This is a genomic window from Frankia sp. QA3 (genome assembly GCF_000262465.1).
In the GTDB taxonomy this organism is placed as follows: Bacteria; Actinomycetota; Actinomycetes; order Frankiales; family Frankiaceae; genus Frankia.
The window spans coordinates 2061853-2082972 of the sequence record NZ_CM001489.1; the positions used below are offsets into that span (position 1 = coordinate 2061853).

Below are 21120 nucleotides of genomic sequence, written 5' to 3' on the forward strand. Positions count from 1 at the left end.
CTCGCTGACGGCCCGGGTGAGCACCACGTACAGGCGGCGCAGGCCGAGGCGGGGATGCGCCTCCCCTGCGACGATCGCCGCCGGCTCCACGGCGATGACGTGATCGAACTCCAGGCCCTTGGCCAGGGACGCGGGCACCAGGCAGGCCCGCGACGGCGTCGCGTCGGCGCTGAGCTCGTCGACGGGCAGGCCGGCGTCGCCCAGCGCCGCGGCGAGGGCGGCGACGTCGGCGTCCGCGGCGATGACGGCGAGCGAGCCGTCGCGGCCCAACGCGCGAGCGACCTGGTCGGTGACGGTGGCGGCGACGTCGGCGGTGGCCAGGACGGCGAGCGCGCCGGGCGCGGTGCGGGCGGAGGTCGGCGCGGTGAGCTCGGCGGAGATGTGGGCGAGCAGGCGGCTGGCGAAGCCGAGGATCTGCGCGGGCACCCGGTAGCCGCGGGTGAGCACCTCCACGTGCGCGCCGGGCCGGCCGAGATGGGTCAGCTGGGCCGCCCAGGACGTGGCCGCCCACGGGGTGGTGCCCTGGGCGAGGTCGCCGAGGACGGTCAGCGAGCCGTCGGCGCAGCGCCGGGCGAGCGCACGGCACTGCATCGGCGAGAGGTCCTGCGCCTCGTCGACGATCAGATGGCCGAAGCCGGGAGTGCCGTCGATGAGGTCGCGGGCCTCGTCGATGCAGAACGCGTCGGCGGGCGACCAGCGCAGGGTGCGGGCCCCGCCGGGCGGCGCGGCGGCGAGCAGGACCCCCTGCTCGGCCGCGTCGAGCACGCCGTCGGCGGCGCGGGCGAGCAGCGCGGGGTCGGTGAGCAGCCGGCGCACCAGGGTGGGCGCGTCCGCCTTCGGCCAGACCGCCTCGACCGCGTCGCGGACCGCCCGGCCGCGGGCGAGGGTGCCCATCGCGCCGTCGGTGAAGAAGTGCCCGCCCGCCTCGGCGCGCCGGCGGACGGCGCCCGCGAGCTGGCCGGCGAGCCGGTCGCGGGCGGCGGCGTAGCGGATCGTGCCGGCGCGCAGCGCGGCCGCGGCCTTGGCGAACAGGTCGGCGAACTCCTCCTCCCCCACCGTCCACCGCCCGGCCCGGGTGGCCACCGGCACCGGCCCGTCCGGCGGGCGCAGCCCGTCGTGCAACGCCCGGCGCACCACGGTGGCGATCCGGGCGTCGCCCTTGAGCGTCGCCGCCTCGGCCCCGTCCGCCCCGCGCACGGTGGCCGTGGCGACGAGCTCGTCGAGGGTGCTGTGCCGCACCGTGAATTCACCGAGGGCCGGCAGGACGGCGGCGATGTAGCCGAGGAAGGCCCGGTTCGGCCCGACGACGAGCACCCCCTCCCGGGCGAGCCGCTCGCGGTGGGTGAACAGCAGGTAGGCGGCGCGGTGCAGGCCGACGGCGGTCTTGCCGGTCCCCGGCGCCCCCTGGACGCACACGCTCACCGACAGGTCGGCGCGGACGATCTCGTCCTGCTCGGGCTGGATCGTGGCGACGATGTCGCGCATCGGGCCGGACCGCGGCCGCTCGATCTCCCGTTCGAGCAGCCCCCCGGCCGCCACCGGCGCCGACTCGCCGGGGGCGGGCCGGGGGCGGGTGAGCGGCTCGTCCTCGAAGGCGGTGAGCTCGGCGCCGTCGTAGCCGAACCGTCGCCGGCGCAGCACGCCCATCGGGTCGCCGCGGTGGGCCCGGTAGAACGGCCGGGCCACGTCGGTGCGCCAGTCGACGACCAGGGGGTCGTCGCCGGCCGACTCGCGCACGTGCCTGCGCCCGAGGTAGAACCGTCGGCCCGCGACCCCGGGCACGTCGGGGGCGTAGTCGAGGCGGGCGAAGAACAACGGCGCGGTCCCTTCACCGTCGGCGAGGCCGGCGATCCGCCGCTGCCGGGCGATCCTCAGGTACGCGATCGTCACCTTGTCGTCGATCGGGTCGCCACCGGCGACCTGCGTGCGCTCGGCCTCGGCCCGCATGCCCGCGAGCGCCGCGCGGCCCCGCCGCAGGTAGTCCCGCTCGCCCGCCAGCTCCGCCTCGCCCGCCAGCTCCGCCTCGCCCGCCAGCTCCGCCTCGCCCGCCAGCTCCGCCTCGGCCTGCGCCTCCACCTCGGTGTCGTGCTCCCGCTTGGCATCTCGTCCGATGCCTCGGCTCCCAGTCCCCACCATGACCCCTTTCTTAACCCGGTAAAGAATACGTGGCGCCCTCGGCACCCTCGGCGGTGCCGCGCATGCTGGCCGTGACATCCGGTCCGGCGAGCTCGGCACGGCGGACGCGTCGCGGTGCGTTCCGTGACGGCCCCGGCGGCCCAGACCTGACACAGCGCGCCGCAACCGGCGCCGGGCAGTGGAGGGATGATCAGCCTAGTGGTCCGGTGACGCGGGTAGGCAGCCGACCGACCCGGCGGCGCGGGCACCGCCGGCGTCCACCACGGCCCGCGCGAAGATCGGCCGAAGATCGGGCGAAGGGCGGGCACGGGAGCGAGGGAGGTGCGTGCGCGCATGGCACGGACGGCACGGGCCGGGACGTGGCGCGTCCACGACCGGTCGATCAGCCTGCCGGTGACGATCACGGACGCGCGGGCCGCCGTCGCGGTCTTCCGGGCCAGTCCCGACGCGGCTCGCGGGGTGCTGGCGGGCACCGGCCTGACCCCCTGGACCGTCGCGGGACAGGCCGTCGGCGTGCTGGGTGTCGTCCGGTACGGACCGTGGGTGCTCGGCCGCTACGACGAGGTGGCGGTCGGGGTCGCCGTGCGGGGCCCGGGCGGGCGGCGCGGCCTGCACCTCGTCGACCTGCCGGTGACCGGATCGTTCACCCGCGACGCCGGCCGGGCGATCTGGTCGCTGCCGAAATGGCTGATGACCGCCGAGGTCCATCTCACCGACGACGCGACCTCGGTCGTGGTCGAGACCGCACCGGCCGCCCCGCGACACCCCCTCCCACCTGCCCGGAGGGACGCAACGGACACAGCGGCCTCGGACACGCAGGCCTCGGACACGCAGGCCTCGGACACGCAGGCCTCGGACACGCAGGCCTCGGGATACGCAGTAGGGCGTGGCGGCGGGGGCGCTGGCGGGGGCGCTGAGTTCGTGCTGCGCGCCCGGCTGGGGGCGGGCCGGGTGCGGGTGCCGTTCCCGGTGCGCGTCCGGATCCCGTTGTGGAGTGTGCTGCCGGACGGCCCGCGGGCGGGGGTCCTGCTGCGTGGGGCGATGCCGGTGCGGCTGCGCGGGGTCCGCCTGGGCCGGGGACGGGCGCGGGTGGAGCTGGGGAGTCATCCGATGGCCGGCCGGATGGCCGCGTTGGGGATGACCCGCCGGCCCCTGCTGACCGTGACGGCAACCGGCCTGCGCGGGCAGCTCGGGCTGTTCACCGCCGCCGTCCGCGGCGGGTGTACCGGCGGCGGCACCGACGGGGCGGCGCCCGGGGCGGACCCCGAGGGCGGAGGTCAGGAGTAGTCGGGCAGGGCGCGGCGCAGGGCGTCGAAGGCCCGCCGCGTCGCCGCGACCGCCGCCGGGTGGCGCGTGGTGACATCCTCGCCCGCGCGCAGCCGGGCCCAGTTCTCCCGGGCCAGGACGCGCTGCACGGCGATGATCTGGGCGGCGGCGAGCCGGGCGGCGAGCTCACCGGCCTGCGGCGCGGCCTCGGCGAGGGCGTCGGCGAGGGCCTGCTCGTCCTGGCCGGCGTGCTGGGCGAGCCGGCCGAGCAGGCTCGGGGTCGCGAACACCATGGCGTGGTAGGCGAGCACCTCGGGGTCGTCGTTGAGGCCGGTGACGGGCTCGCGCCGGTCGAGCCCGGCGAGCAGGTGCGCCGCCACGGCGGCCAGCGGCGCCACGCCGGGCGCCCGCGCGCGCACCACCCGGGCGGCCTCGCCGCGATGGTCGAGGATGCGGTGCAGGACGAGGTCTTCCTTGGTGGCGAAGTAGGCGAACAGGGTCGGCTTGGACACCTCGGCCGCCGCCGCGATCTCGGCGACCGAGACGTCGTCGAAGCCGCGTTCGAGGAACAGCGAGATCGCCGCGGCGGACAGCGCGTCGTGGGTGCGCCGTCGGCGGCGTGCGCGCAGCCCCGCTTCGCCCATGGTCGCTTCGCCCATGGGCGCAATGTAACGGCCCTCGCGGGCGGCACAGGCGACGTGCGCACGAGCGTGGCGTCCAATAGTCAGATCATCGATATATGTTGATGGCATGGGTCTCGACGACATGCGTGAGCCGACCTTCTTGGTGCTCGCAGCGCTCGCCGACGGCGCCAAGCACGGGTACGCGTTGATCCGGGAGATCGGCGTCATCTCCGCTGGCCGGGTGACGTTACGAGCGGGCACGCTGTACGCCGCCCTCGACCGGCTGGCCGGTGAGGGTCTGGTGCGCCACAGCGGCGAGGAGGTGGTCGACGGTCGCCTCCGGCGCTACTACGACCTCACCGACTCCGGCGCCGAGGTTCTCGCCGCGCAGGCCGCCCGGCTGCGGGGGAACGCCGCCGAGGCCGACCGCCGGCTGCGGTCGCGGCGAGGGATGGGGACGGCGCCGGCATGACGGCCGCGCGACTCGAGGTCACCTACCGCCGGCTGCTGAGGTGCTATCCACGTCGCTGGCGCCAGGAGCACGGCGACGAGATCGTCGCCACCTTGCTGGACATGGCCGACACCGACGGACGTACCAGGCCGAGCCCCGGTGACGTCGTGGACCTGGTCGCCCACGGCCTCGCCGCCCGGTTCGGCGCCTCGCTGGGCCTGGTGCCCTCGGTGGTGCGTCACCGGGTCGCGGTCCTGGCGCTCGCGTCCGTGGCCGTGCTGTCGTCGGGCCTGTTCGTCGTGGCGGAGCTGTTGCCCGAACCGTTCCCGACAGGCGAAGGCTACGCGCCCAGCACCGGTCTGACCTTCGGCCCGTTCGTCACCGTGGGCGCCGCCGTCTACCCGCTGCCGGTGTCCGCGTTCGTCGCCGCGTGGGTCGGCGCCCGACGCGCCGCCCGCGCACTGTCGGGCCTCACCTGCCTGGCGACGTGTGCGGCGGTGCTGGTCGCCAGGTGGACCGACGTCGAGCGGCCGCAGCTGTATCTGCTCGTCGTGCTGTGCCTGCTGGCCGCCATGGCAGGGGGTGGGATGCCGACGACGGTCCGCCGCCGGGACCTGCTCGCCGCGGCGGCGCTGTGCGGCCTGCTTCTCGCCGTGGCGGCGGCCTCCAGCGTCTGGCTCTTCCATCGCAACGGCTACGCGTACTACGGCTTTCCACTTACCGCCTACCGCGGCTCCGGCGGGCTGGTCGACACCGTCGAGATGATGGTGCCGGCCGCAGTCATCGTCGGCGTCGGCGTCGCGACCGTGGTCAGCGTGCGGCGACCCGGCTGGGCCGTCGCGGCCTTCGTCGTCGGCGCGACGTGGTCACTGATGCCGATCGCCGCGTCGATCCGCTACGACCGTTGGGGATGGGAGAACAACTACGCGGGGGGCGGATTCGTGTTCGTGCTCGGCGCCGCCGCGCTGGCGGCCGTGCTCGATCTGGCCCACGCCGCCGGACTGCGCATCGTGCGGGACTCCCACCAGCCGGCGGGTGGTCGCGACATCTCGAAGACGCAGTGAACGAACCCGACCCGGCTCAGGCGACATGGACGAAGGGGCGGTGTTCCGGGTCGGGTTCGGCCTCGCGCAGCACCTCGCGGGTCACGGTGGCGACCTCGCCGGCGCCGAAGAACAGAAACCGCAGGAAGTTCAGGATCGGGTTGCCCTCGGACCATTCGAAGTACACGTGCGGGCGGACGCCGGTGAGGTCGCGCAGGTGCAGGAGCAGGGCGGCGATCGCGTTGGGCACCGAGGTGCTGGTCAGCCGCAGGATCCGGTAGCCGTGGCGGTCCTCGGCGCGGACGTCGAGCTCGCGTTCGAACTCCGAGGAGTCCGGGATGTCGACCTCCAGGAACAGCAGCGGGACGTGTTCGGGCACGAACAGCTCCTCGCGCGCCTTGCGGACCTTGTCGGCGTACTCGGCGGCGTCGCCGACGTCGAGCTCGTTGGCGACCAGGTGCAGCGCGCCGGTCGCGGCGGACTCGCGCACCCACCGCTGCGCAGTCGGGTCGAGGCGCACCCCGGTGACGCGCAGCTCGAAGGAACGCGCCACCCGGGAGGAGAACGACACGACGATGATCGCGATGATGAAGATCGAGCCGATGATGAGCCCGTCGGGCCGTTCGATGATGTTCGCGATGGTCGTGTAGACGAACACGACCGCGATGGCGCCGAAGGCGATCGCCGGCCCCCGCCGCCCGCGCCGGGCGGTGGACAGGGTGACCGCGAGCGCCGCCGAGGTGATCAGGACGAGCACACCGGTGGCGTACGCGCCGCCCTGCTTGTCGACGCTGGCCCGAAAGACGATCGTGACGGCGAAGCCGACGAGGGTGAACACGATGACCAGCGGCCGCACGGCGCGGGCCCACTGCGGCGCCATGCCGTAGCGGGGCAGGTAGCGCGGGACGAGGTTGAGCAGGCCGGCCATGGCGGAGGCGCCGGCGAACCACAGGATGAGAATCGTGCTGACGTCGTAGACGGTGCCGAAGGCGTTGCCGAGCTCGGTGTGGGCGAGGTAGGCAAGCGCCCGGCCGTTGGCCGCACCGCCGGGTTCGAACTCCTTCTCCGGGATGAGCAGCGTCGTGCTCAGGCTGCTGGTGATGAGGAACACGGCCATGATCGCCGCCGCGGTGGTCAGCAGCTTGCGGGCGCCGCGGATGCGGCCGGTCGGGTTGTCCTCGCTGTCGCCGGGGTCGCCGCGGACCAGCGGCATCACCGCGACGCCGGTCTCGAAGCCGGACAGCCCCAGCGCCAGCTTCGGGAAGACGATCAGCGCGAAGCCGATCAGCGCGAGCGGGTCGGGATGCTCGTTGACGAGCAGGGCATGCCAGTCGTCGAACAGGTGCGGATGGGCCACGATCGTCGCCAGCGCGTCGGCGACGACGACCGCGTTGAGGGACAGGTAGATCACCACGAGCACGACGGCGATGCCGACGGCCTCGGTGAAGCCGAGCAGGAACACCCCGCCGAGCAGGGCGAGCAGCACGAGGGTGACCGCGACCTGGTGGCCCTCCAGCGCGTGCGGCGCGTAGGGGTTCTCCAGCAGGTGGGCGGTGGCGTCGGCGCCGGACAGGGTGATCGTGATGAGGAAGTCGGTGCAGGCGAAGCCGAGCAGCACCAGGACGAGTAGCTTGCCCTTCCACCAGGACAGCTCCTTTTCCAGCATGGCGATGGAGCCTTCGCCGTGCGGGCTGTCCCGGGCGACCTGGCGGTAGACCGGCAGCGCGCCGGCGAGGGTCACCAGCACCAGCACCGCCGTCGCGATCGGGCTGACCGCGCCGGCGGCGAGCACGGCGATGCCCGGCTGGTAGCCGAGGGTGGAGAAGTAGTCGACGCCGGTCAGGCACATCACCCGCCACCACGGGTGCAGGCGGTGCTCCTCGGTGGGACGGGCGTGCGGGCCGGAGTGCTGCTGGGCCTGCTCGGTGCCGGCCAGCAGCCATTGCCGCAGGCGCCGCGGGCCGGCCGGCCGCCGCGCCGGTTCGGTCGTCGTCAACAGGGCGCGCACCTTCCAGCCGAGGTGAGGCACGGCCCGCGCCACCCGGCGGCCGGGCAGGCCATCCGGGCACGGCGAGGCAGGCGCGAACTGCGACGGTCCGGCATGCCGAGCATCCTCCCCCACTCCACCGGCCGGTACGCGCCCCCGGCTCACCCGGGCGGCCGGTCTACGTCTGCGGCGGCGGCGCGACCGTCGCGGGCATCCTCGCCAGCATCGGCCCGGACTACCCGACGCTCGGCCGCCTCGCCGCCGATTCCGCCGCGAAGGTGCTGACGGGCACGCCCGCCGCCGAGGTGGGATTCGGGCAGCCGTCGGGGGTCGAGTTCACCGTCCAGAAGGCGACCATGACGAAACTCGGGATCACGCTGCCGCCGGACCTGCTGACTTCCGCGACGGTCCAGTGATGACCCAGGTCCTGCTGGACATGCTCGTGACCGGCCTGCCGCTGGTGCCGGTGTTCCTCGGCATCTACACCGTCTTCCGGCTGCGGGCGGACTTCGACCTCACCGTGGAGGGCAGTTTCGTCAGCGGTGGCGCGGTGTGCGCGCTCGCGCTGGTGCACGGCTGGCCGAGCTGGCTCGCCCTGCTGGCTCGCCCTGCTGGCGGGCACGGCCGGCGCGGCCGCCGCCGGAGCCGTCACGGCGCTGATCCACCTGCTGCTGCGGGTTCCGGTGCTGCTCGCCGGCCTGGTGATGAGCATCGGGCTGTTCAGTGTGAACCTGCACGTGCTCGACACCCCCACGCTGGGCCTCGGCACGGCGGACACGATGTGTGGCGCTGCGCAACCTCAGCGTCACCTTCGAGCGCGGGCAGTTCGTGACCGTCGTCGACACGAACGGCGCCGGGAAGTCCAGTCTGATCCAGACGATCTCGGGTGCGGCCCGCCCGAGCCGCGGCCGGGTCCACCTCGACGGCCGCGACGTCACCCGGCTGCCCGACCACCGCCGCGCCGGCTGGATCGCGCGGGTCTTCGACGATCCCCGGGCGGGCACCGCGCCGGAGCTGTCCATCGAGGACAACCTGGCGCTGGCGATGGCCCGCGGGCGGGCGCGCGGGCTGCGGTTCGCCGTGACCGCGCGGCGCCGGGCCGTCATGCGCGAGCACGTCGCCGGTCTGGGTCTGGGGTTGGAGAACCGGCTCGCCGATCGCGTCGGGCTGCTCTCGGCGGGCCAGCGCCAGAGCCTGACGATGGTGATGGCCGCCCTGAGCGCACCGTCGGTGCTGCTCCTCGACGAGCACCTGGCGGCGCTGGACCCGGGGACGACCGCGACGGTGCTCGCGCTGACCACCGAGCTGGTGGGCGAACTGGGCGCCACCACGGTCATGGTCACCCACAACATGGATCACGCGCTCGCCCTGGGCGACCGGCTGCTGGTGATGAGCCGGGGCCGGGTGATCGCCGACTACGACGGGACGGAGAAGTCCGAGATGACGGTAGGCGGGCTGATCGACAGGAGCACCGGAGCCGGCGACTCGCTGAGCGACCGCAGCGCCCTGAGCGCCTTCGCCGCGGTCTGGCCGGCGCAGCCGCCCGCGCGGACCACCCTGGTGACCGGGTTCGCGCTCCCCGTCGTGCTCGTCGAACTGCAGGCGATCGCCGTGCGTCCGCCCCGGCGCAGCGGTCGCGCTGACCCGGGCCGACCAGCTCCCCGACCGCCGTCCGACGGGCCGGTGATCGACGACGCCCCACGAACCCGGACGAGGGCCGATGGTTCACCTACGAGGCCGGGTGCGCTGTCCGGAGGCCGACGCCCGCCCGCCCCCTGCGGCGCAGGCGGTAACGTGGCGCCGTGGCACGGCCGATCATCGGGGGGCGGGCGGTGCGGACGGCCGGCACCCGCGCAACCGCCCGGGGCACCGAGTCGGCCGCCGCCGCAGCCGACGACCAGGATGCGACGACCCGGTGAGCGTGCGCCAGCTCACCGCGGTCGAACGGGAGATCCGCGACGCCCTGCCGCTGGGTCGCACCGTCGACCTCTCCGGTCGCCTGGACCAGACCGTCCGGGCCGAGGTCCTGCGCGACCTGCTGCTCGGGGCCGCGGACGTCGGCGCCGGCCGAGCCGGCCGATCTGATCGTCGCGGCCGCGACGGCAGGCACGGCGACCCTGACCGCGGCAGTCCTGACCCCGACAACCCCGACGGCGGCGAGGAGGACGACGGCGACGGCGGCGAGGAGGACGACGGCGACGGCGACGAGGACCGCGGTGACCGCGACGGCGATGGCGGAAACGGAGACGGCGGGGACGTCGGCGGCCCGGGGCCGGCGACCGCGTTACGGCTCACCAGGGCCCACATCACGGGGACGCTGGATCTCACCCACGCCGTGCTCGACTTCCCTGTCCGGCTGCGGGGCTGCGTCCTCGACGATCGCCTCCTCCTCTACGGCGCCCGGACCCGCCAGCTCAGCTTCAACGGAACCCGGTTTCGGGGGCTGACCCTGTCGACCGCGAGCGTGGACGGCAACCTCCGGCTCAACCGCTGCGAGTCGGACGGCCAGATCCGGCTCATCGGAACCCGGATCCACGGCGCGCTGCTGCTGACCGGGACGCGCGTGCGGCAGCGGGGGGTCGCTCTGGACGCGACGCGTCTGCACGTCGAGAACGACATCGTCGCCCACCATCCCGCCGAGGTGCTCCAGTTCCCGCCCGATGCCGCGTCGCGCCCGTTCCACTGCGACGGAGAGATGCGGCTGAACAACGCGGTCGTGGGCGGCGCGGTACGGCTGGAGGGCGCGCACCTGCACAATCGGGCCGGCACCGCGCTGTCCGCGGCCGACCTGTCCGTGGGAACGATGCTGAACTGCTGCGACGGCTTCCACGCCGTGGGAAAGGTGGACATCGGCTACGCCCGGGTGGGCAGCCGGGTATGCCTGGAGGGAGCCCGTCTCGACGCCACGAGGGCCCGCGGCGCGGCCCGCACCGGCGATGGGGACGCCGGCGCCCCCGACTGCGGCGAGGGCTTCGACGACGGCGACGAGGACGACGGCGACGAGGGTGGCAGCGACGAGGACGACGGCGACGAGGGTGGCGGGCGCTCGCGCGGGGTGGCGCTCGACGCGCGGCATCTCACCGCCCGGGAGCTGGTCCTACGGCCGTTGATCACGCCGGGCGGCACCGTCGATCTGCGCCACGCCGCCCTCGGGCTGCTGCGCGACGATCCGGCGACCTGGCCGGACAGGCTCCTGCTCGACGGGTTGCGCTACGACGGCCTCGATGCGGCCGGCGACGACGGACCACGGTGGCGCTGGTTACGCCTGGATCCCGGCGGCTACCGGCCGCAGGTCTACGGCCAGCTCGCCGCGACCTACCGCGCGCAGGGTCGCGACGCCGACGCGCGGACGGTGCTGCTCGCCGGGCACCGGCACCGGCGGTCCTCGCTCGGGCCGGCGGCGCGGGTGTGGAGCTACCTGCAGGATGCGCTGGTCGGGTACGGCTACCGCCCGGTGCGCGCCGCCGGCTGGATCGCGCTTCTCGTTCTCACCGGCGGGGTGGTGTTCAGCCTGCGGCCGCCGGCACCGGCCGAGGGCGTCACGCCGGCGCAGTTCCACGCGGGGGTGTATGCGCTCGACCTGCTGCTACCACTGATCGATTTCGGGCAGGAGAAGGACTTCGCCGCCCGCGGCTGGACGATCTGGTTCGCCTACTTCCTCATCGCCGCCGGGTGGACCCTGGCCACGACCGTCGCCGCCGGGGTCACCCGCACGCTGCGCGGCGGCTGAGCGCCGCCACGACCGCGCCGGGCTGGCGCGCCAGCCCGGCGAGGCCCCTCTGGAGACCAGCGGCTTCGACACGTGCTGCAATCGGCAGGACGAGCACCTCCCGCTGCGGCGCCGTCACCGGTTGTTCTGGCATGCCCGCCGGATGCTGCGCGGCGAACCGGCATGGCGTGGGCCCGAGCGGGACGACCCCAGTCCTCCCGACGACTCCGGCGGCGATGGCGGTCCGTCGGGGACGTCAGGGGGAGACTGGCTGGATGGAGGTTCTCAGCAGTCGCATCCTGATCAGGCCCGTCGATCCGGGGCGTAGCCGCCGTTTCTACCGGGACACGCTGGGGCTTGCGATCTACCGGGAGTTCGGGCCACCGGACGACCCCGGCCTGGTGTTCTTCCTGGGGCAGAGCCTGCTGGAGGTCTCGGGCCGCGCGGACCGCCCGGCACACACCGCGGCCCTCGGCGACGCGACCGGAGCCGGGGGCTCGGGTGAGCCGGCGGGGGCAGGCGCGGGGCAGGTTCGCCTGTGGTTGCAGGTGCGTGACCTCGTCGCCGAGCACCGCCGGCTCGCCGCCGCGGGGGTGCCGATCGTGCGCGCCCCGCAACGAGAGCCGTGGGGCCTCGACGAGATGTGGATCGAGGACCCGGACGGCATCCCCATCGTGGTCGTCGAGATCCCGCCCGAGCACCCGCTGCGCCGCGACCAGCGTTAGGGGTGAATGCTGCTGCCGTTTCAGCGTCGGGTAGCGCTGGGTAGGGCTTTCGGTTCGCGCTCGACCCGAACGACGCTCAGGCCGCCGTGGCCGGCGGAGTGCTCGAAGGAGGCCTACTCCGCCGGCCTGGACCAGCTTGCCCGCGGGCTGAAGAAGTTCACCGACTCTCGCACGGGGAAACGCAGGGGGCGCCGCGTCGGTTTCCCGAGGTTCACAAAGCGTGGGAAGGCCCGTGACAGCTTCCGGTACACCACCGGCAGTTTCGGCCCGGTCGGAGACGGTAAACGCCCGTGGAGCCGACCAGAGGACCCCGACCACGGGGCAGGTGGCAGGTGGCAGGTGGCAGGTGGCAGTGAAACGGGAACCCGGCACGGCTCCGGCCGGCGAGACCGGGGGTGCCTCACCGCTAGGCGAGGCGGCATGAACGGCACTGTTCAGCGCTCTCATGCAACGGGTACCTCGCCAGATGCCGGGTCAGACCGGGCCCTGGCGGCGCTCCTCCGGCGGCGTCAGGTCCGCCACCGAACCCTCGACCGGCCGCCGAAGCGCCCCATGCTCCGGGCACACCGACGTCAACCTCCCGACCGCAGGCAGACCGGCCACGCCCAGGGCCACCCGGACACGGGACATGCCGAGAGCGCGACGGCAGGCCGAGCAGCGGAGGTTCATACCGCCCCGCGGCGGCGCTGCTCCGGCGTCGTAGGATCCTCTGGTGGCTCGGAACCGGGCCCTTCGCCTGGAGCCCAGACCGTCCGGTCCACCAAGCCGTGAGGGCAGCGTCCGGAACCGTCCTTGGACGACGCCCGGACACCCCGGACACCAGCGAGCGCCGCGCCGCGGGCCCGGCGGCATTTCCGGCAGGCAGTAACAGAGATCATCGGAACGATTTTCTCCGCGCCGACGTCCTCGCTCACTTCTTCACCCGCCCACTGCCACCACACGCCGTGCACTTCGTGACAGCATTCCCAGCGAACCGGCCGTCCTCGTCGAACTCCTGCCGGCCCGTCTCCACCTCGCCCTTCCCGTTGCAGGCGGAGCACGTGCCGAACTCGACCGGATTGTCCCCGGTGTTGCCGCCGGCCTTCCGCCTGTCCGGGTCGCTGTCGTCACGGACCACGGGCGGCTTGCCGCCGCGTTTCGTGCCACCTCTGCCCGACGACGCCCCGCCGTCGGTATTGCCCCGCTTGTTCCACACCATTGGTTGCTCTCCGTCCACGCCCGGTGTCGTACCGCGTCGACGGTAGCCCCGGGGCCGGCGGGAACGGCAGGGGAACAGCCGGAGCTGTCACCGGCCGGCGAGGGTCAGACCGCGGCGACCCGGCGGCCGAGTTCTTCCAGCGAGGGCGTGCGCGTCAGACGTCCGCTCCGGCCGGAAGTGCGGGCCGCTGCGCCGCCGCCACGAGCTCGCCAAGGTCTCGCACCGCCGGCAGTGATCCCCAGCGGGTATCCAGCCGTCGCCATGTCTGCGCGGCCGGGCCGACCACCCATGACGTGCGTTGGTCGCCGACCGCCTCCAACGCGCTGCGCGTTGCTGCTGCGGCCCGCTCCGGATCCGGCTCAGCGCGGCACAGGTAGCTGCGCGCAAGGGCGTTGTAGGAGCCGCCCAGGTTCGTCGCGCGCCCCGCGGCGCGATGGGCCTCCACCGCCCGACGCGCGAACTTCTCCGACGCCGGATCCTCCAACGTTGAGAGGATCGCGGCCGTCTGAGCCAGCGCTTGATCCTCATCCACTTGCACCTCACCAGGCAACACCGGGCCCGCCCACACGTGGCTCCACACGTCGTCGAGCGCGACCCGGGCGCCGATCTCGTCACCGCCGCGGGCCGCAGCCCGGGATTCGCACGCGGCGAGCATGGGCCTCGCGTACGGGTGTGCGTTACGACGGCGCTCGGCGGCGACAGCCTGCGCGCGATGAGGATTGTTCCGGAAGTACTCGAAGCTGCTGTCTACGGCGGCGACACAGTCGGACAGCAGCCGGTCTCCTGCCTCCTGAGCGTGCTGGCCGGCTAGGTCGAGATAGGTGTCGCTGGCCGCCTGCTCGCCCAAGTCGTTGGCGGTCAACGCCAGATAGATCGAATACTGGCCGGCCCGCAGGTCCAGGACTGTGCGCGTCCGCCCGCGTACCCGGCCATCCAGCATCTGCTCTGTCGACCGCCACCCGCGTTCCGCGCGCTCGGCCAGGACCATGGCCGGCGTGGTCATGTAGGCCCCGGCGATCTCATTGATGTCAGCCTCGATCTCGCGCAGGGTCGGAGGTGCGATCGCGGCGGCTGCGGCAATGCGTCCCGAGATCTGGGCGGCAGCGGCGGCGGCCCCGAGCAGGCCGAATTCGCGGCGGTCCGTCGGACCCACCTCCTCGTCCGTGGGGGGCACCGGTAGACCGGTACGCATGGCGTGGATCCGTCGTCTCCAGCGTGAGAGCTCATCCCCGGTGGCGCAATAGCTATCAAGGCGCGCTGCCATACGTTCAGATGGCAGCAGCTCGCCCTGCTCGACCCGGGTCAGGTCAGCCCGGTCGACGCGCGCGTCCTTGGCGAAGCCGCGTACGGATCGGCTACCGCGTAGCTCGGTGATCCGTCGCGCGAACTCGGCCATCTCGAGTTTCCACGACTCCACGGCATTCCCCCTGCTCGCGGGGTGTGGTGTGGCCCCACACCCACACCACACACACGTTGTGGCTGGCCTGGTGCGGAGTGTGTCATACCCCCACCGGCAGGTCAGCCGGCCGACACGATCGGGAGGGGACGCCGATGCGCTCGGAGTCGCTTCCTGGGCGGCCGGTCTGCGGCATCGGGCGGGGAGGGACGGGCGCGTCAACGGCGCCGTGCCCGGACCTTCCCGCGATGCGGCCCGGCGTGTGTTCCCCGAGCGCGCCGGGCGTCTGATGCTGCCCTACCCGCGGCGCGCACGCAGCCGCCCACGCGCACACCCGATCCGCGTGGGCAGATGGCTGCGGAAAACCCCGCGGGTAGGGCAGCCACCCCCCATCCCCTCTCACCACGGAGCACACCCATGCCCGACCTCATCGGCCACGACGACCTGCCCGACCCTGCCGAGCAGAAGCCGAACCTGTCCGGCGTCGACCCGAAGTCCTTGCCCTGGCAAACCAGCAGCTACAGCAACGGTGCCGGTGGCATGTGCGTCCAGGTCGCCCGGGTGCCCGGCGGAGGGATCGCCATCGGCGACTCGAAGAGCCCGGACGGCCCGGTCCTCGGTTTCTCCCGCGAGGAGTTCGCCGCGTTCCTGGACGGCGTGAAGGACGACGAGTTCAACCACCTCGTCTGAGGCCTCCCCGTTGACCGCCTGCCCGCCCGGGAGGCCGTCCGCGACGACGGCGGCGGGCAGGCACCCCACCCCCTGGGAGAAATCATGTCCTGGAAGGCCACCGCACAGGCCACCCCGGACGCGCCGGCCGTCCGGGCCGCCCACTCCGATGCCGAGGTCGTCATCCGCTACCACACCGCCGAGACCAGTGGAGACGTTCGGTTGCCGCTGGTGGTCTGGATGGGCCTGGCCAAAGCGGTCCGCGTGGGCCGCCTTGACCGGCTGGGCGAGGCATGGTCGCCGTGGGCGACATCAGGTGGCCGCGTACGGCTCGACGGGGACCGAATAGTCCTCGGGTACGGCTATCTCCACCGGCACGAGGTCCGCCTGCCCGAGCCGGTCTGGCGGGCGCTCGACGCTGCGGTGCGGGCCGGCACGCTTGACCAGCTCCCCCACCTCGGCGATCGGGAGCTCGCCGGTGCCACCGAGTCGGCCGCAGGCACCTGATCATGGGTAGAGCATTGCAGGATCCGCCGCGGCTCCTGCCCCGGCAGACACCGGCCGCCGGTGTCGACCCGGACCGGGTCCGCCGGGCACTGGCAGCCGCGCACCGGCGTGCCGCGCTGCTCGGCGGCGGCCAGTTCGACGCGCAACGTGCCGCGGATCTTGCCGGGGTCGCCGTCGCCGACATGACGGTCATCCTGCGAGTGCTGGTCGCTCGCGGCCTCGTCGCCGCTGAACGTGCCGGCAAACGCCACGTTTACACGGCCGCCGCGTTCGACGGCTACGAACCATCGTCGGCCAACCGGCCGGCCGCCGGGCTGCGCGGCCGGGAGCTGTGGACAGTCCTCAGCCTGATCCTCGGCAGCGGCCGGCACGCGCCGACGGAGACCATCGCCGCGGGGCTCGCCGTACCAGCCGGGCCGGTCGACCCGGTGTGGCTGGAGATCCGCCTCGCTGGTCTGGTCGCCGGCCGGCTGCTGCACCTGTCCGGGCAGATGTGGACGCTGGCGTCCGCCGGGGTGGAGCACGCCCGCCGGCTCCGGGGCGAGCCGGTCGACGAGCTGGACGTGTGGGCGGTGATAGCCGGTCAGAACCCGCGGGCCGGGGATGCGGTAGACACCACGGTGATCGCCCAGCGTCTCGGCGTTGCCGTGGAAGACCTGACCACCTGGCTCCGGCTGGCGATAACTGGTGGAGATGTACAGCTCGTCGGCCGCAATCAGATCATGCCGACCGCCGGTGGGCGACGTCTCGTCTCGATGGTCGACTGCCCGGGGGGCGAGTCGTGATGAACGAACGTTCAGTGATCTCCGTGGACTTCAACGATCTTGGCCCGGACCTGACGCTCTCGGCGCTCCCGGAGGACTTCCCGGGTGGAGTCCCGGTTGCGGGGACGCGCATCCGAGTGGAAGACGAGGACGGGAATTCCGCGGACACGGTCGTTCTCGGGACGTTGGTACAGCTCCAGGTCGACATAAGCACTTTCACGGACGGACGTCATGACGATTGACCTTCACGCCCATTCCACGAGGTCGGACGGCGATGTCTCCCCGGCCGACCTCGTCCGGCGGGCCGCCGCCGCGGGGCTGACCGTGGTCGCGCTCACCGACCACGACACCTACGCGGGCATCGACGACGCCGCCGCCGCACTCCCATCCGGGCTCACCCTGATACCGGGGGTGGAAATCTCCTGCGACATCAAGGTTGACGGCCAGATGCAGACCGCGCACCTCCTCGTCTACCTGATGAATCGGTGGTATCAGCCGCTCACTGCGACGCTGGCCAGCATCCGGCAGGCCCGGATCGAACGCGCACAGATAATGGTCGGGAAGATCACCGACGCCGGCTACCCGCTGTTGTGGGCGGACGTGGTGACCATCGCCGGGACGTCCACGATCGGCAAGCCACACATCGCGCAGGCGATGGTCAACGCCGGGATCCTGACGACGGTGGCGGAGGCGTACACCCCCGCATGGCTCGACTCCGGCAGCCCCTACTACGTGCCGAAGTGGCAGCCGGACATCCAGGACATCCTGCCGCTGGTGTTGGAGGCGCGGGGTGTCCCGGTGCTGGCCCACCCGCGCGGCAAGCGCGGCAGTCCGCTCGACGACCATCACCTGGAGACGTTGGCCCGCGCGGGCCTGGCTGGCGTCGAGGTTGACCATCCCGAGCATGACGCCGCCGCCCGCGGTGAGCTCCGCGGACTCGCCGCCGAGCTCGGCCTGATCGTGACGGGATCGAGTGACTTCCACGGCAGCCGCAAGCCGCAGGGCCTCGGCGCCGAGACGACCAGCCGCGAGGCATACAAGGCGCTGGTCGCCGCCACCACCGGCGCGAAGCCGATCATGGCCTGATCGTCCGCATCCCGATCACGGAACCAGAGGAGCCGCCATGCCCCCCGCCGCAACCATCACCAGCCCTGACACCCAGACCAGCCCGACCACGTTCCTATGGCTGGATCTCACCCGAGCCTGCACGCTCAACTGCAAGCACTGCTACAACCACTCCGGTCCCGCAGGCGACCACGGAACGATGAGCCTCGACGACTGGCTCACGGTGATCGACGCCGCCGCCGCCCTCGGGGTGCGCACGGTGCAGTTCATCGGCGGCGAGCCCACGCTCTACCCGGCGCTCCCCGATCTAGTCGACCGGGCGCTCGGTCTCGACCTGGACGTTGAGGTCTTCACAAACCTCGTGTACGTGACAACGCGCACGTGGAAGATCTTCGGGCAACCCGGCGTGCGAATCGCCACCAGCTATTACAGCAGCGTCCCGGCCGAGCATGAGCAGGTGACCGGCCCTCGCGGCTCCCACACCCGGACCCGCGGCAACATCATCAAGGCGATACAGCTCGGCGTCCCGCTGCGCGTCGGCCTCATCGACACCGGGACCGCCGACGTCGACGCGGCGCGCGCCGAGCTGCTCAGCCTCGGCGTCACGAACATCCGTGTCGACAAGGTCCGCGCGTTCGGCCGCGCGGCCGCCGGTGACGCGACGGCGGGGCCCTGCGGGAACTGCGGGCTCGGCCGCGCCGCCGTCGGCCCCGACGGCAGGATCACCCCGTGCATCATGACCGACCGCGACGGCGGGAACGTCCTGGACACCCCGCTGGCCGAGCTCCTGTCCGGGCAGCGATGGCGGGACGCGGTGGGCTCGGTGCCGCGGCCCCGGACCGCCGGCGACGTGTGTAACCCGGATAGCGACACCCCGCCCTGCGGACCCACCAAGCCCGAGCCCGACCCGAACGCATGCTGATGGACTGGCAGACCCACGCCCGTGCCCTGGCCGACGAGGTCACCCATCCCGGCTCACGCTGGCACCCGATCGTCGCCGGCACCCCGCGGCACGCGTTTGTGCCCGCCTGGTGGACACAGGGCGACGGGTGGGTGCTGCGCCGCGGGCCGATCGAGGACGCCTATGCCAACCGATCGCTGGCCACCCGCATCGGCCCGCTCCACGCCGACCACGCGGCCGAAAATGATCGGCCCGAGGGTCGGCCGACGTCATCCTCAACCCATCCGGGCCTGGTTCTGACCATGTACCGGCATGCCCATCTCGCTGAGGGCCTGGACATCCTCGACGTCGGTGCCGGGTCCGGGTACGGCGCCGCGCTGCTCGCCCGCCGCTACGGCGACAAGCACGTCACGACGGTCGACGTGGACCGCTACCTGGTCGAGGCCGCCGCGCAGCGCATGGCAGCCCTCGGCCTGCACCCCACTGCCTTGGCGGCGGATGCCACCGGCCCGCTGCCGGGCGAGTACGACCGGATCGTCTCCATGGTCTCGGTGCCACACATCCCACCAAGCTGGCTGGCCGCCTTACGTCTCGGCGGCCGGCTGGTCACCACGATCGCCGGAACGTGGATGATCCTCACCGTGACGAAGACCCGAAAGGGGGTCGTCGGCCAGGTCGAGCGGGACTGGGCCGCGTTCATGTCCGCCCGTAGCCGCCCTGACTACCCGTCGTCCGCGGTCGATGCCGACGAGCTCGACGAACGCGACGGCGAGCACGTCGGGACCGGACGGTACCCGGTCCTCGACATCATCAACGCCTGGGAACTGTCGACGATGCTGACCCTGGCAGTGCCCGGAATCGCGCACCGCTACCGACGCGAACCCGGCGGCCGGCACACCGCGTTCATGGCCCACCCGGACGGGTCCTGGGCGCGCGCCACCGCAGTCGGCACCGAGCCGCCGATGGTCCACCAGGGCGGGCCCCGCCGTCTGTGGGATGTGCTCGACGGCGTCCGCGACGACTGGCTCCGCCGGGGATGGACCCCGGTCCTCGGCGCCCGCGCGCAGGTCGACGACGACGGGTCGATCCGGCTCGCCTTCGGCGACTGGAAGGCAACCATCCCCGCCCCGGCGCCCTAGGGATGGGGCGGTGTCGCCGGGCCCCCGCAGGGCGCGGTCCCGGGGGCGACGAGCGAAGCGCCCTGGCTAGCGGCCGGCTGCGGCGCCGGTGACGGCCTGCCAGTCCTCGAACCGGGTCCTGGCCAGCAGGGCGTCCGGCCCGGGGACCAGGGTGTGCTCGTCCAGCAGGGCGCCGAAGTAGCGGGCCTGCGGGTCGGTCGCCACCGGGCGGGGGTCGCCGCGGCGGGCGAGGTGCTGGCGGACGAGTTCGTCGAGGCGGAACCGGTCCGGGCCGGCCACCTCGACGGTGCCCCCCACCGGCGCGCCGAGCGCGGTGACGCCGACGGCGGCGGCGACGTCCTCGGCGGCGATCGGCTGGAAGGGCGCCGCTGCCAGGCGGACCGTGCCGGCCACGGTGGCGGCGTCGGCGATGCTGGCGACGAACTCGAAGAACTGCGTCGCCTGGACGATCGAGTACGGCAGATCCCCCTGCCGGATCAGCGCCTCCTGGGCGATCTTGGCTCGGAAGTAGCCGCTCTCGGCCAGCCGTTCGGTGCCCACCACCGACAGCGCCACCAGGTGTCCGACGCCGGCGGCGGCCGCGGCGGCGAGGATGTTCGCCGTCGACGTCCGGAAGAACTCCAGCACGGCCCGGTCCTCGAACGACGGCGAGTTGGACACGTCGACGACGACGTCGGCGCCGACCAGCGCCTCGGCCAGCCCCTCGCCGGTCAGGGTGTCGACGCCGGAGCTCGGCGAGGCGGCGATCGCGGTGTGCCCGTGCCCGGCCAGCCGGTGCACGAGCTTCGAGCCGATGAGCCCGGTTCCCCCGATGACGACGATCTTCACTGTGGAGCTCCCCTCTTCGCGCCGGAGCGTGGCGGACGACCCGCCATGCAGGCAGACGGGGCAGCCCGCCGCTACGTGACAGGTGGCGTGAAGATGGTCGGCCCCCGACGCCCGCCCACCAGTGTGCACACCTAGCGTCTCCATCTCATGACGTGACGCACTCGGAGTGGGCGATGACGTGCTGGAGTACGACGTGCTGGAGTATGAGGTGCTGGAGTACGAGGTGCTGGAGGTTGCCGACGGTTCCCGTCGCCGCAGGCGTGCTCAACCTCCGGCTGTCGACCCACCGAGCCCGAACGGCGAGGGCCGGGCGCGATCATGATCCGGACGGCGGCGGGCCGTGGCTGGGCCGGGGGCGGCGGGCAGGATGATCGTGACGACCGCGCCGCCGCCGGGGTCGTTGGCCGCCTCGGCGGTGCCGCCGTGCGCGGCGGCGATCGCCGCGACGATGGACAGGCCGAGCCCGGCGCCGCCGTCGTCGCGGGCGCGGGCGGCGTCCGCGCGGCGGAACCGTTCGAACGCGTGCGGCAGGAAGGCGGCGGGGAATCCCGCGCCGTGGTCGCGGACCCGGACGACGACCACGCCGGGCGACCCGTCGGCGCGCCCCGGCGCACGGTGGCCGCGCAGTTCGACGGCGCTGCCGGGCGGGGCGTGGCGCACCCCGTTGGCGAGCAGGTTGTCGACGGCCTGGCGCAGCAGGTCCGGGTCGCCGA

General features: G+C 73.4%; 20 protein-coding genes and 1 pseudogene. 14 read left to right on the plus strand and 7 right to left on the minus strand.

All coding sequences use genetic code 11. The features are described from left to right. Nucleotides 1–2136 (minus strand): AAA family ATPase (locus FRAQA3DRAFT_RS08405; protein ID WP_009738639.1); only part of this gene is annotated, 2136 nt, incomplete at its 3' end. A 333-nt stretch (nucleotides 2137–2469) separates the two neighbouring features. Here FRAQA3DRAFT_RS08405 and FRAQA3DRAFT_RS08410 point away from each other — a divergent pair. After that, nucleotides 2470–3423, plus strand: coding sequence for an acetoacetate decarboxylase family protein (locus FRAQA3DRAFT_RS08410; RefSeq protein WP_009738640.1), 954 nt, complete (start codon nucleotides 2470–2472; stop codon nucleotides 3421–3423). Here FRAQA3DRAFT_RS08410 and FRAQA3DRAFT_RS08415 read toward each other — a convergent pair. Then, the gene (locus FRAQA3DRAFT_RS08415; protein WP_009738641.1) at nucleotides 3414–4061 is read right to left on the minus strand and encodes a TetR family transcriptional regulator; all 648 of its coding nucleotides are present in this window, start codon (nucleotides 4059–4061) and stop codon (nucleotides 3414–3416) included. The two genes, FRAQA3DRAFT_RS08410 and FRAQA3DRAFT_RS08415, sit on opposite strands and share 10 nt — an antisense overlap. Before the next feature lie 91 nt (nucleotides 4062–4152). Between FRAQA3DRAFT_RS08415 and FRAQA3DRAFT_RS08420 the strand changes: the two genes are divergently transcribed. Together FRAQA3DRAFT_RS08420 and FRAQA3DRAFT_RS08425 are read left to right on the plus strand one after the other, a co-directional pair. Next, nucleotides 4153–4497 carry a PadR family transcriptional regulator gene (locus FRAQA3DRAFT_RS08420; protein ID WP_009738642.1) on the plus strand — a complete coding sequence of 115 codons (345 nt, stop codon included), beginning with the start codon at nucleotides 4153–4155 and terminating at the stop codon, nucleotides 4495–4497. Next, nucleotides 4494–5540 carry a hypothetical protein gene (locus FRAQA3DRAFT_RS08425; protein ID WP_009738643.1) on the plus strand — a complete coding sequence of 349 codons (1047 nt, stop codon included), beginning with the start codon at nucleotides 4494–4496 and terminating at the stop codon, nucleotides 5538–5540. The genes FRAQA3DRAFT_RS08420 and FRAQA3DRAFT_RS08425 overlap by 4 nt, the downstream gene beginning before the upstream one ends. 16 nt (nucleotides 5541–5556) lie before the next feature. On the opposite strand, the gene FRAQA3DRAFT_RS08430 is transcribed toward FRAQA3DRAFT_RS08425, so the two are convergent. After that, a complete protein-coding gene (locus FRAQA3DRAFT_RS08430) occupies nucleotides 5557–7515 on the minus strand; it encodes a hypothetical protein (protein WP_035922570.1) in 1959 nt (652 codons plus the stop codon). Between the two features lie 215 nt (nucleotides 7516–7730). On the opposite strand from FRAQA3DRAFT_RS08430, the gene FRAQA3DRAFT_RS32710 reads away from it, so the two are divergent. From FRAQA3DRAFT_RS32710 to FRAQA3DRAFT_RS36900, 4 genes and pseudogenes are all read left to right on the plus strand, one after another. After that, the gene (locus FRAQA3DRAFT_RS32710; protein WP_232292099.1) at nucleotides 7731–7922 is read left to right on the plus strand and encodes an ABC transporter substrate binding protein; all 192 of its coding nucleotides are present in this window, start codon (nucleotides 7731–7733) and stop codon (nucleotides 7920–7922) included. A 367-nt stretch (nucleotides 7923–8289) separates the two neighbouring features. Continuing rightward, the gene (locus tag FRAQA3DRAFT_RS36895) at nucleotides 8290–9591 is read left to right on the plus strand and encodes an ABC transporter ATP-binding protein (protein WP_232291972.1); all 1302 of its coding nucleotides are present in this window, start codon (nucleotides 8290–8292) and stop codon (nucleotides 9589–9591) included. A 1899-nt stretch (nucleotides 9592–11490) separates the two neighbouring features. Further along, entirely contained in the window at nucleotides 11491–11940 is a 450-nt protein-coding gene (locus FRAQA3DRAFT_RS08450) for a VOC family protein (RefSeq protein ID WP_009738646.1), read from the plus strand. Between the two features lie 84 nt (nucleotides 11941–12024). Next, nucleotides 12025–12219 (plus strand): annotated as a pseudogene (locus FRAQA3DRAFT_RS36900) (IS607 family element RNA-guided endonuclease TnpB); the annotation flags it as partial. Nucleotides 12220–12850: 631 nt separating this feature from the next. On the opposite strand, the gene FRAQA3DRAFT_RS08455 reads toward FRAQA3DRAFT_RS36900, so the two are convergent. After that, entirely contained in the window at nucleotides 12851–13156 is a 306-nt protein-coding gene (locus FRAQA3DRAFT_RS08455) for a hypothetical protein (protein WP_232291973.1), read from the minus strand. A 136-nt stretch (nucleotides 13157–13292) separates the two neighbouring features. Then, nucleotides 13293–14534: a helix-turn-helix domain-containing protein gene (locus tag FRAQA3DRAFT_RS08460; protein ID WP_198287048.1), complete on the minus strand. Its 1242-nt coding sequence runs from the start codon at nucleotides 14532–14534 to the stop codon at nucleotides 13293–13295. A 417-nt stretch (nucleotides 14535–14951) separates the two neighbouring features. Between FRAQA3DRAFT_RS08460 and FRAQA3DRAFT_RS08465 the strand changes: the two genes are divergently transcribed. From FRAQA3DRAFT_RS08465 to FRAQA3DRAFT_RS08495, 7 genes are all read left to right on the plus strand, one after another. Next, the gene (locus tag FRAQA3DRAFT_RS08465; protein ID WP_009738649.1) at nucleotides 14952–15224 is read left to right on the plus strand and encodes a DUF397 domain-containing protein; all 273 of its coding nucleotides are present in this window, start codon (nucleotides 14952–14954) and stop codon (nucleotides 15222–15224) included. Between the two features lie 84 nt (nucleotides 15225–15308). After that, on the plus strand, nucleotides 15309–15710 hold the full coding sequence (locus FRAQA3DRAFT_RS08470) for a hypothetical protein (protein ID WP_009738650.1): 402 nt from the start codon (nucleotides 15309–15311) through the stop codon (nucleotides 15708–15710). Nucleotides 15711–15712: 2 nt separating this feature from the next. Continuing rightward, entirely contained in the window at nucleotides 15713–16495 is a 783-nt protein-coding gene (locus FRAQA3DRAFT_RS08475) for a hypothetical protein (protein ID WP_009738651.1), read from the plus strand. Beyond that, complete coding sequence (locus FRAQA3DRAFT_RS08480; RefSeq protein ID WP_009738652.1) at nucleotides 16495–16716, plus strand: hypothetical protein; 222 nt, start codon at nucleotides 16495–16497, stop codon at nucleotides 16714–16716. Before FRAQA3DRAFT_RS08475 ends, FRAQA3DRAFT_RS08480 begins: the two co-directional genes overlap by 1 nt. Beyond that, on the plus strand, nucleotides 16706–17560 hold the full coding sequence (locus FRAQA3DRAFT_RS08485; RefSeq protein WP_009738653.1) for a PHP domain-containing protein: 855 nt from the start codon (nucleotides 16706–16708) through the stop codon (nucleotides 17558–17560). Before FRAQA3DRAFT_RS08480 ends, FRAQA3DRAFT_RS08485 begins: the two co-directional genes overlap by 11 nt. A gap of 37 nt (nucleotides 17561–17597) precedes the next feature. Then, entirely contained in the window at nucleotides 17598–18461 is an 864-nt protein-coding gene (locus tag FRAQA3DRAFT_RS08490) for a radical SAM protein (protein WP_009738654.1), read from the plus strand. Further along, on the plus strand, nucleotides 18461–19579 hold the full coding sequence (locus FRAQA3DRAFT_RS08495) for a methyltransferase domain-containing protein (protein ID WP_009738655.1): 1119 nt from the start codon (nucleotides 18461–18463) through the stop codon (nucleotides 19577–19579). The genes FRAQA3DRAFT_RS08490 and FRAQA3DRAFT_RS08495 overlap by 1 nt, the downstream gene beginning before the upstream one ends. A 66-nt stretch (nucleotides 19580–19645) precedes the next feature. Here the strand turns inward: FRAQA3DRAFT_RS08495 and FRAQA3DRAFT_RS08500 are convergent, their stop codons facing one another. Together FRAQA3DRAFT_RS08500 and FRAQA3DRAFT_RS36905 are read right to left on the minus strand one after the other, a co-directional pair. After that, entirely contained in the window at nucleotides 19646–20407 is a 762-nt protein-coding gene (locus tag FRAQA3DRAFT_RS08500) for an SDR family oxidoreductase (RefSeq protein ID WP_009738656.1), read from the minus strand. 264 nt (nucleotides 20408–20671) lie between these two features. Next, nucleotides 20672–21120, minus strand: a 449-nt coding sequence (locus FRAQA3DRAFT_RS36905) for a sensor histidine kinase KdpD (protein WP_009738657.1), incomplete at its 5' end; no start/stop codon positions are given.

Coding starts and splice junctions, on each gene's coding strand:
- FRAQA3DRAFT_RS08415 (WP_009738641.1), bottom strand. CDS start 4,061: ATGGGCGAAGCGACCATGGGCGAAGCGGGGCTGCGCGCACGCCGCCGA.
- FRAQA3DRAFT_RS08450 (WP_009738646.1), top strand. CDS start 11,491: ATGGAGGTTCTCAGCAGTCGCATCCTGATCAGGCCCGTCGATCCGGGG.
- FRAQA3DRAFT_RS08420 (WP_009738642.1), top strand. CDS start 4,153: ATGGGTCTCGACGACATGCGTGAGCCGACCTTCTTGGTGCTCGCAGCG.
- FRAQA3DRAFT_RS08485 (WP_009738653.1), top strand. CDS start 16,706: ATGACGATTGACCTTCACGCCCATTCCACGAGGTCGGACGGCGATGTC.
- FRAQA3DRAFT_RS08490 (WP_009738654.1), top strand. CDS start 17,598: ATGCCCCCCGCCGCAACCATCACCAGCCCTGACACCCAGACCAGCCCG.
- FRAQA3DRAFT_RS08460 (WP_198287048.1), bottom strand. CDS start 14,534: ATGGCCGAGTTCGCGCGACGGATCACCGAGCTACGCGGTAGCCGATCC.
- FRAQA3DRAFT_RS08470 (WP_009738650.1), top strand. CDS start 15,309: ATGTCCTGGAAGGCCACCGCACAGGCCACCCCGGACGCGCCGGCCGTC.
- FRAQA3DRAFT_RS08475 (WP_009738651.1), top strand. CDS start 15,713: ATGGGTAGAGCATTGCAGGATCCGCCGCGGCTCCTGCCCCGGCAGACA.
- FRAQA3DRAFT_RS08425 (WP_009738643.1), top strand. CDS start 4,494: ATGACGGCCGCGCGACTCGAGGTCACCTACCGCCGGCTGCTGAGGTGC.
- FRAQA3DRAFT_RS08495 (WP_009738655.1), top strand. CDS start 18,461: ATGGACTGGCAGACCCACGCCCGTGCCCTGGCCGACGAGGTCACCCAT.
- FRAQA3DRAFT_RS08465 (WP_009738649.1), top strand. CDS start 14,952: ATGCCCGACCTCATCGGCCACGACGACCTGCCCGACCCTGCCGAGCAG.
- FRAQA3DRAFT_RS08480 (WP_009738652.1), top strand. CDS start 16,495: ATGAACGAACGTTCAGTGATCTCCGTGGACTTCAACGATCTTGGCCCG.
- FRAQA3DRAFT_RS08410 (WP_009738640.1), top strand. CDS start 2,470: ATGGCACGGACGGCACGGGCCGGGACGTGGCGCGTCCACGACCGGTCG.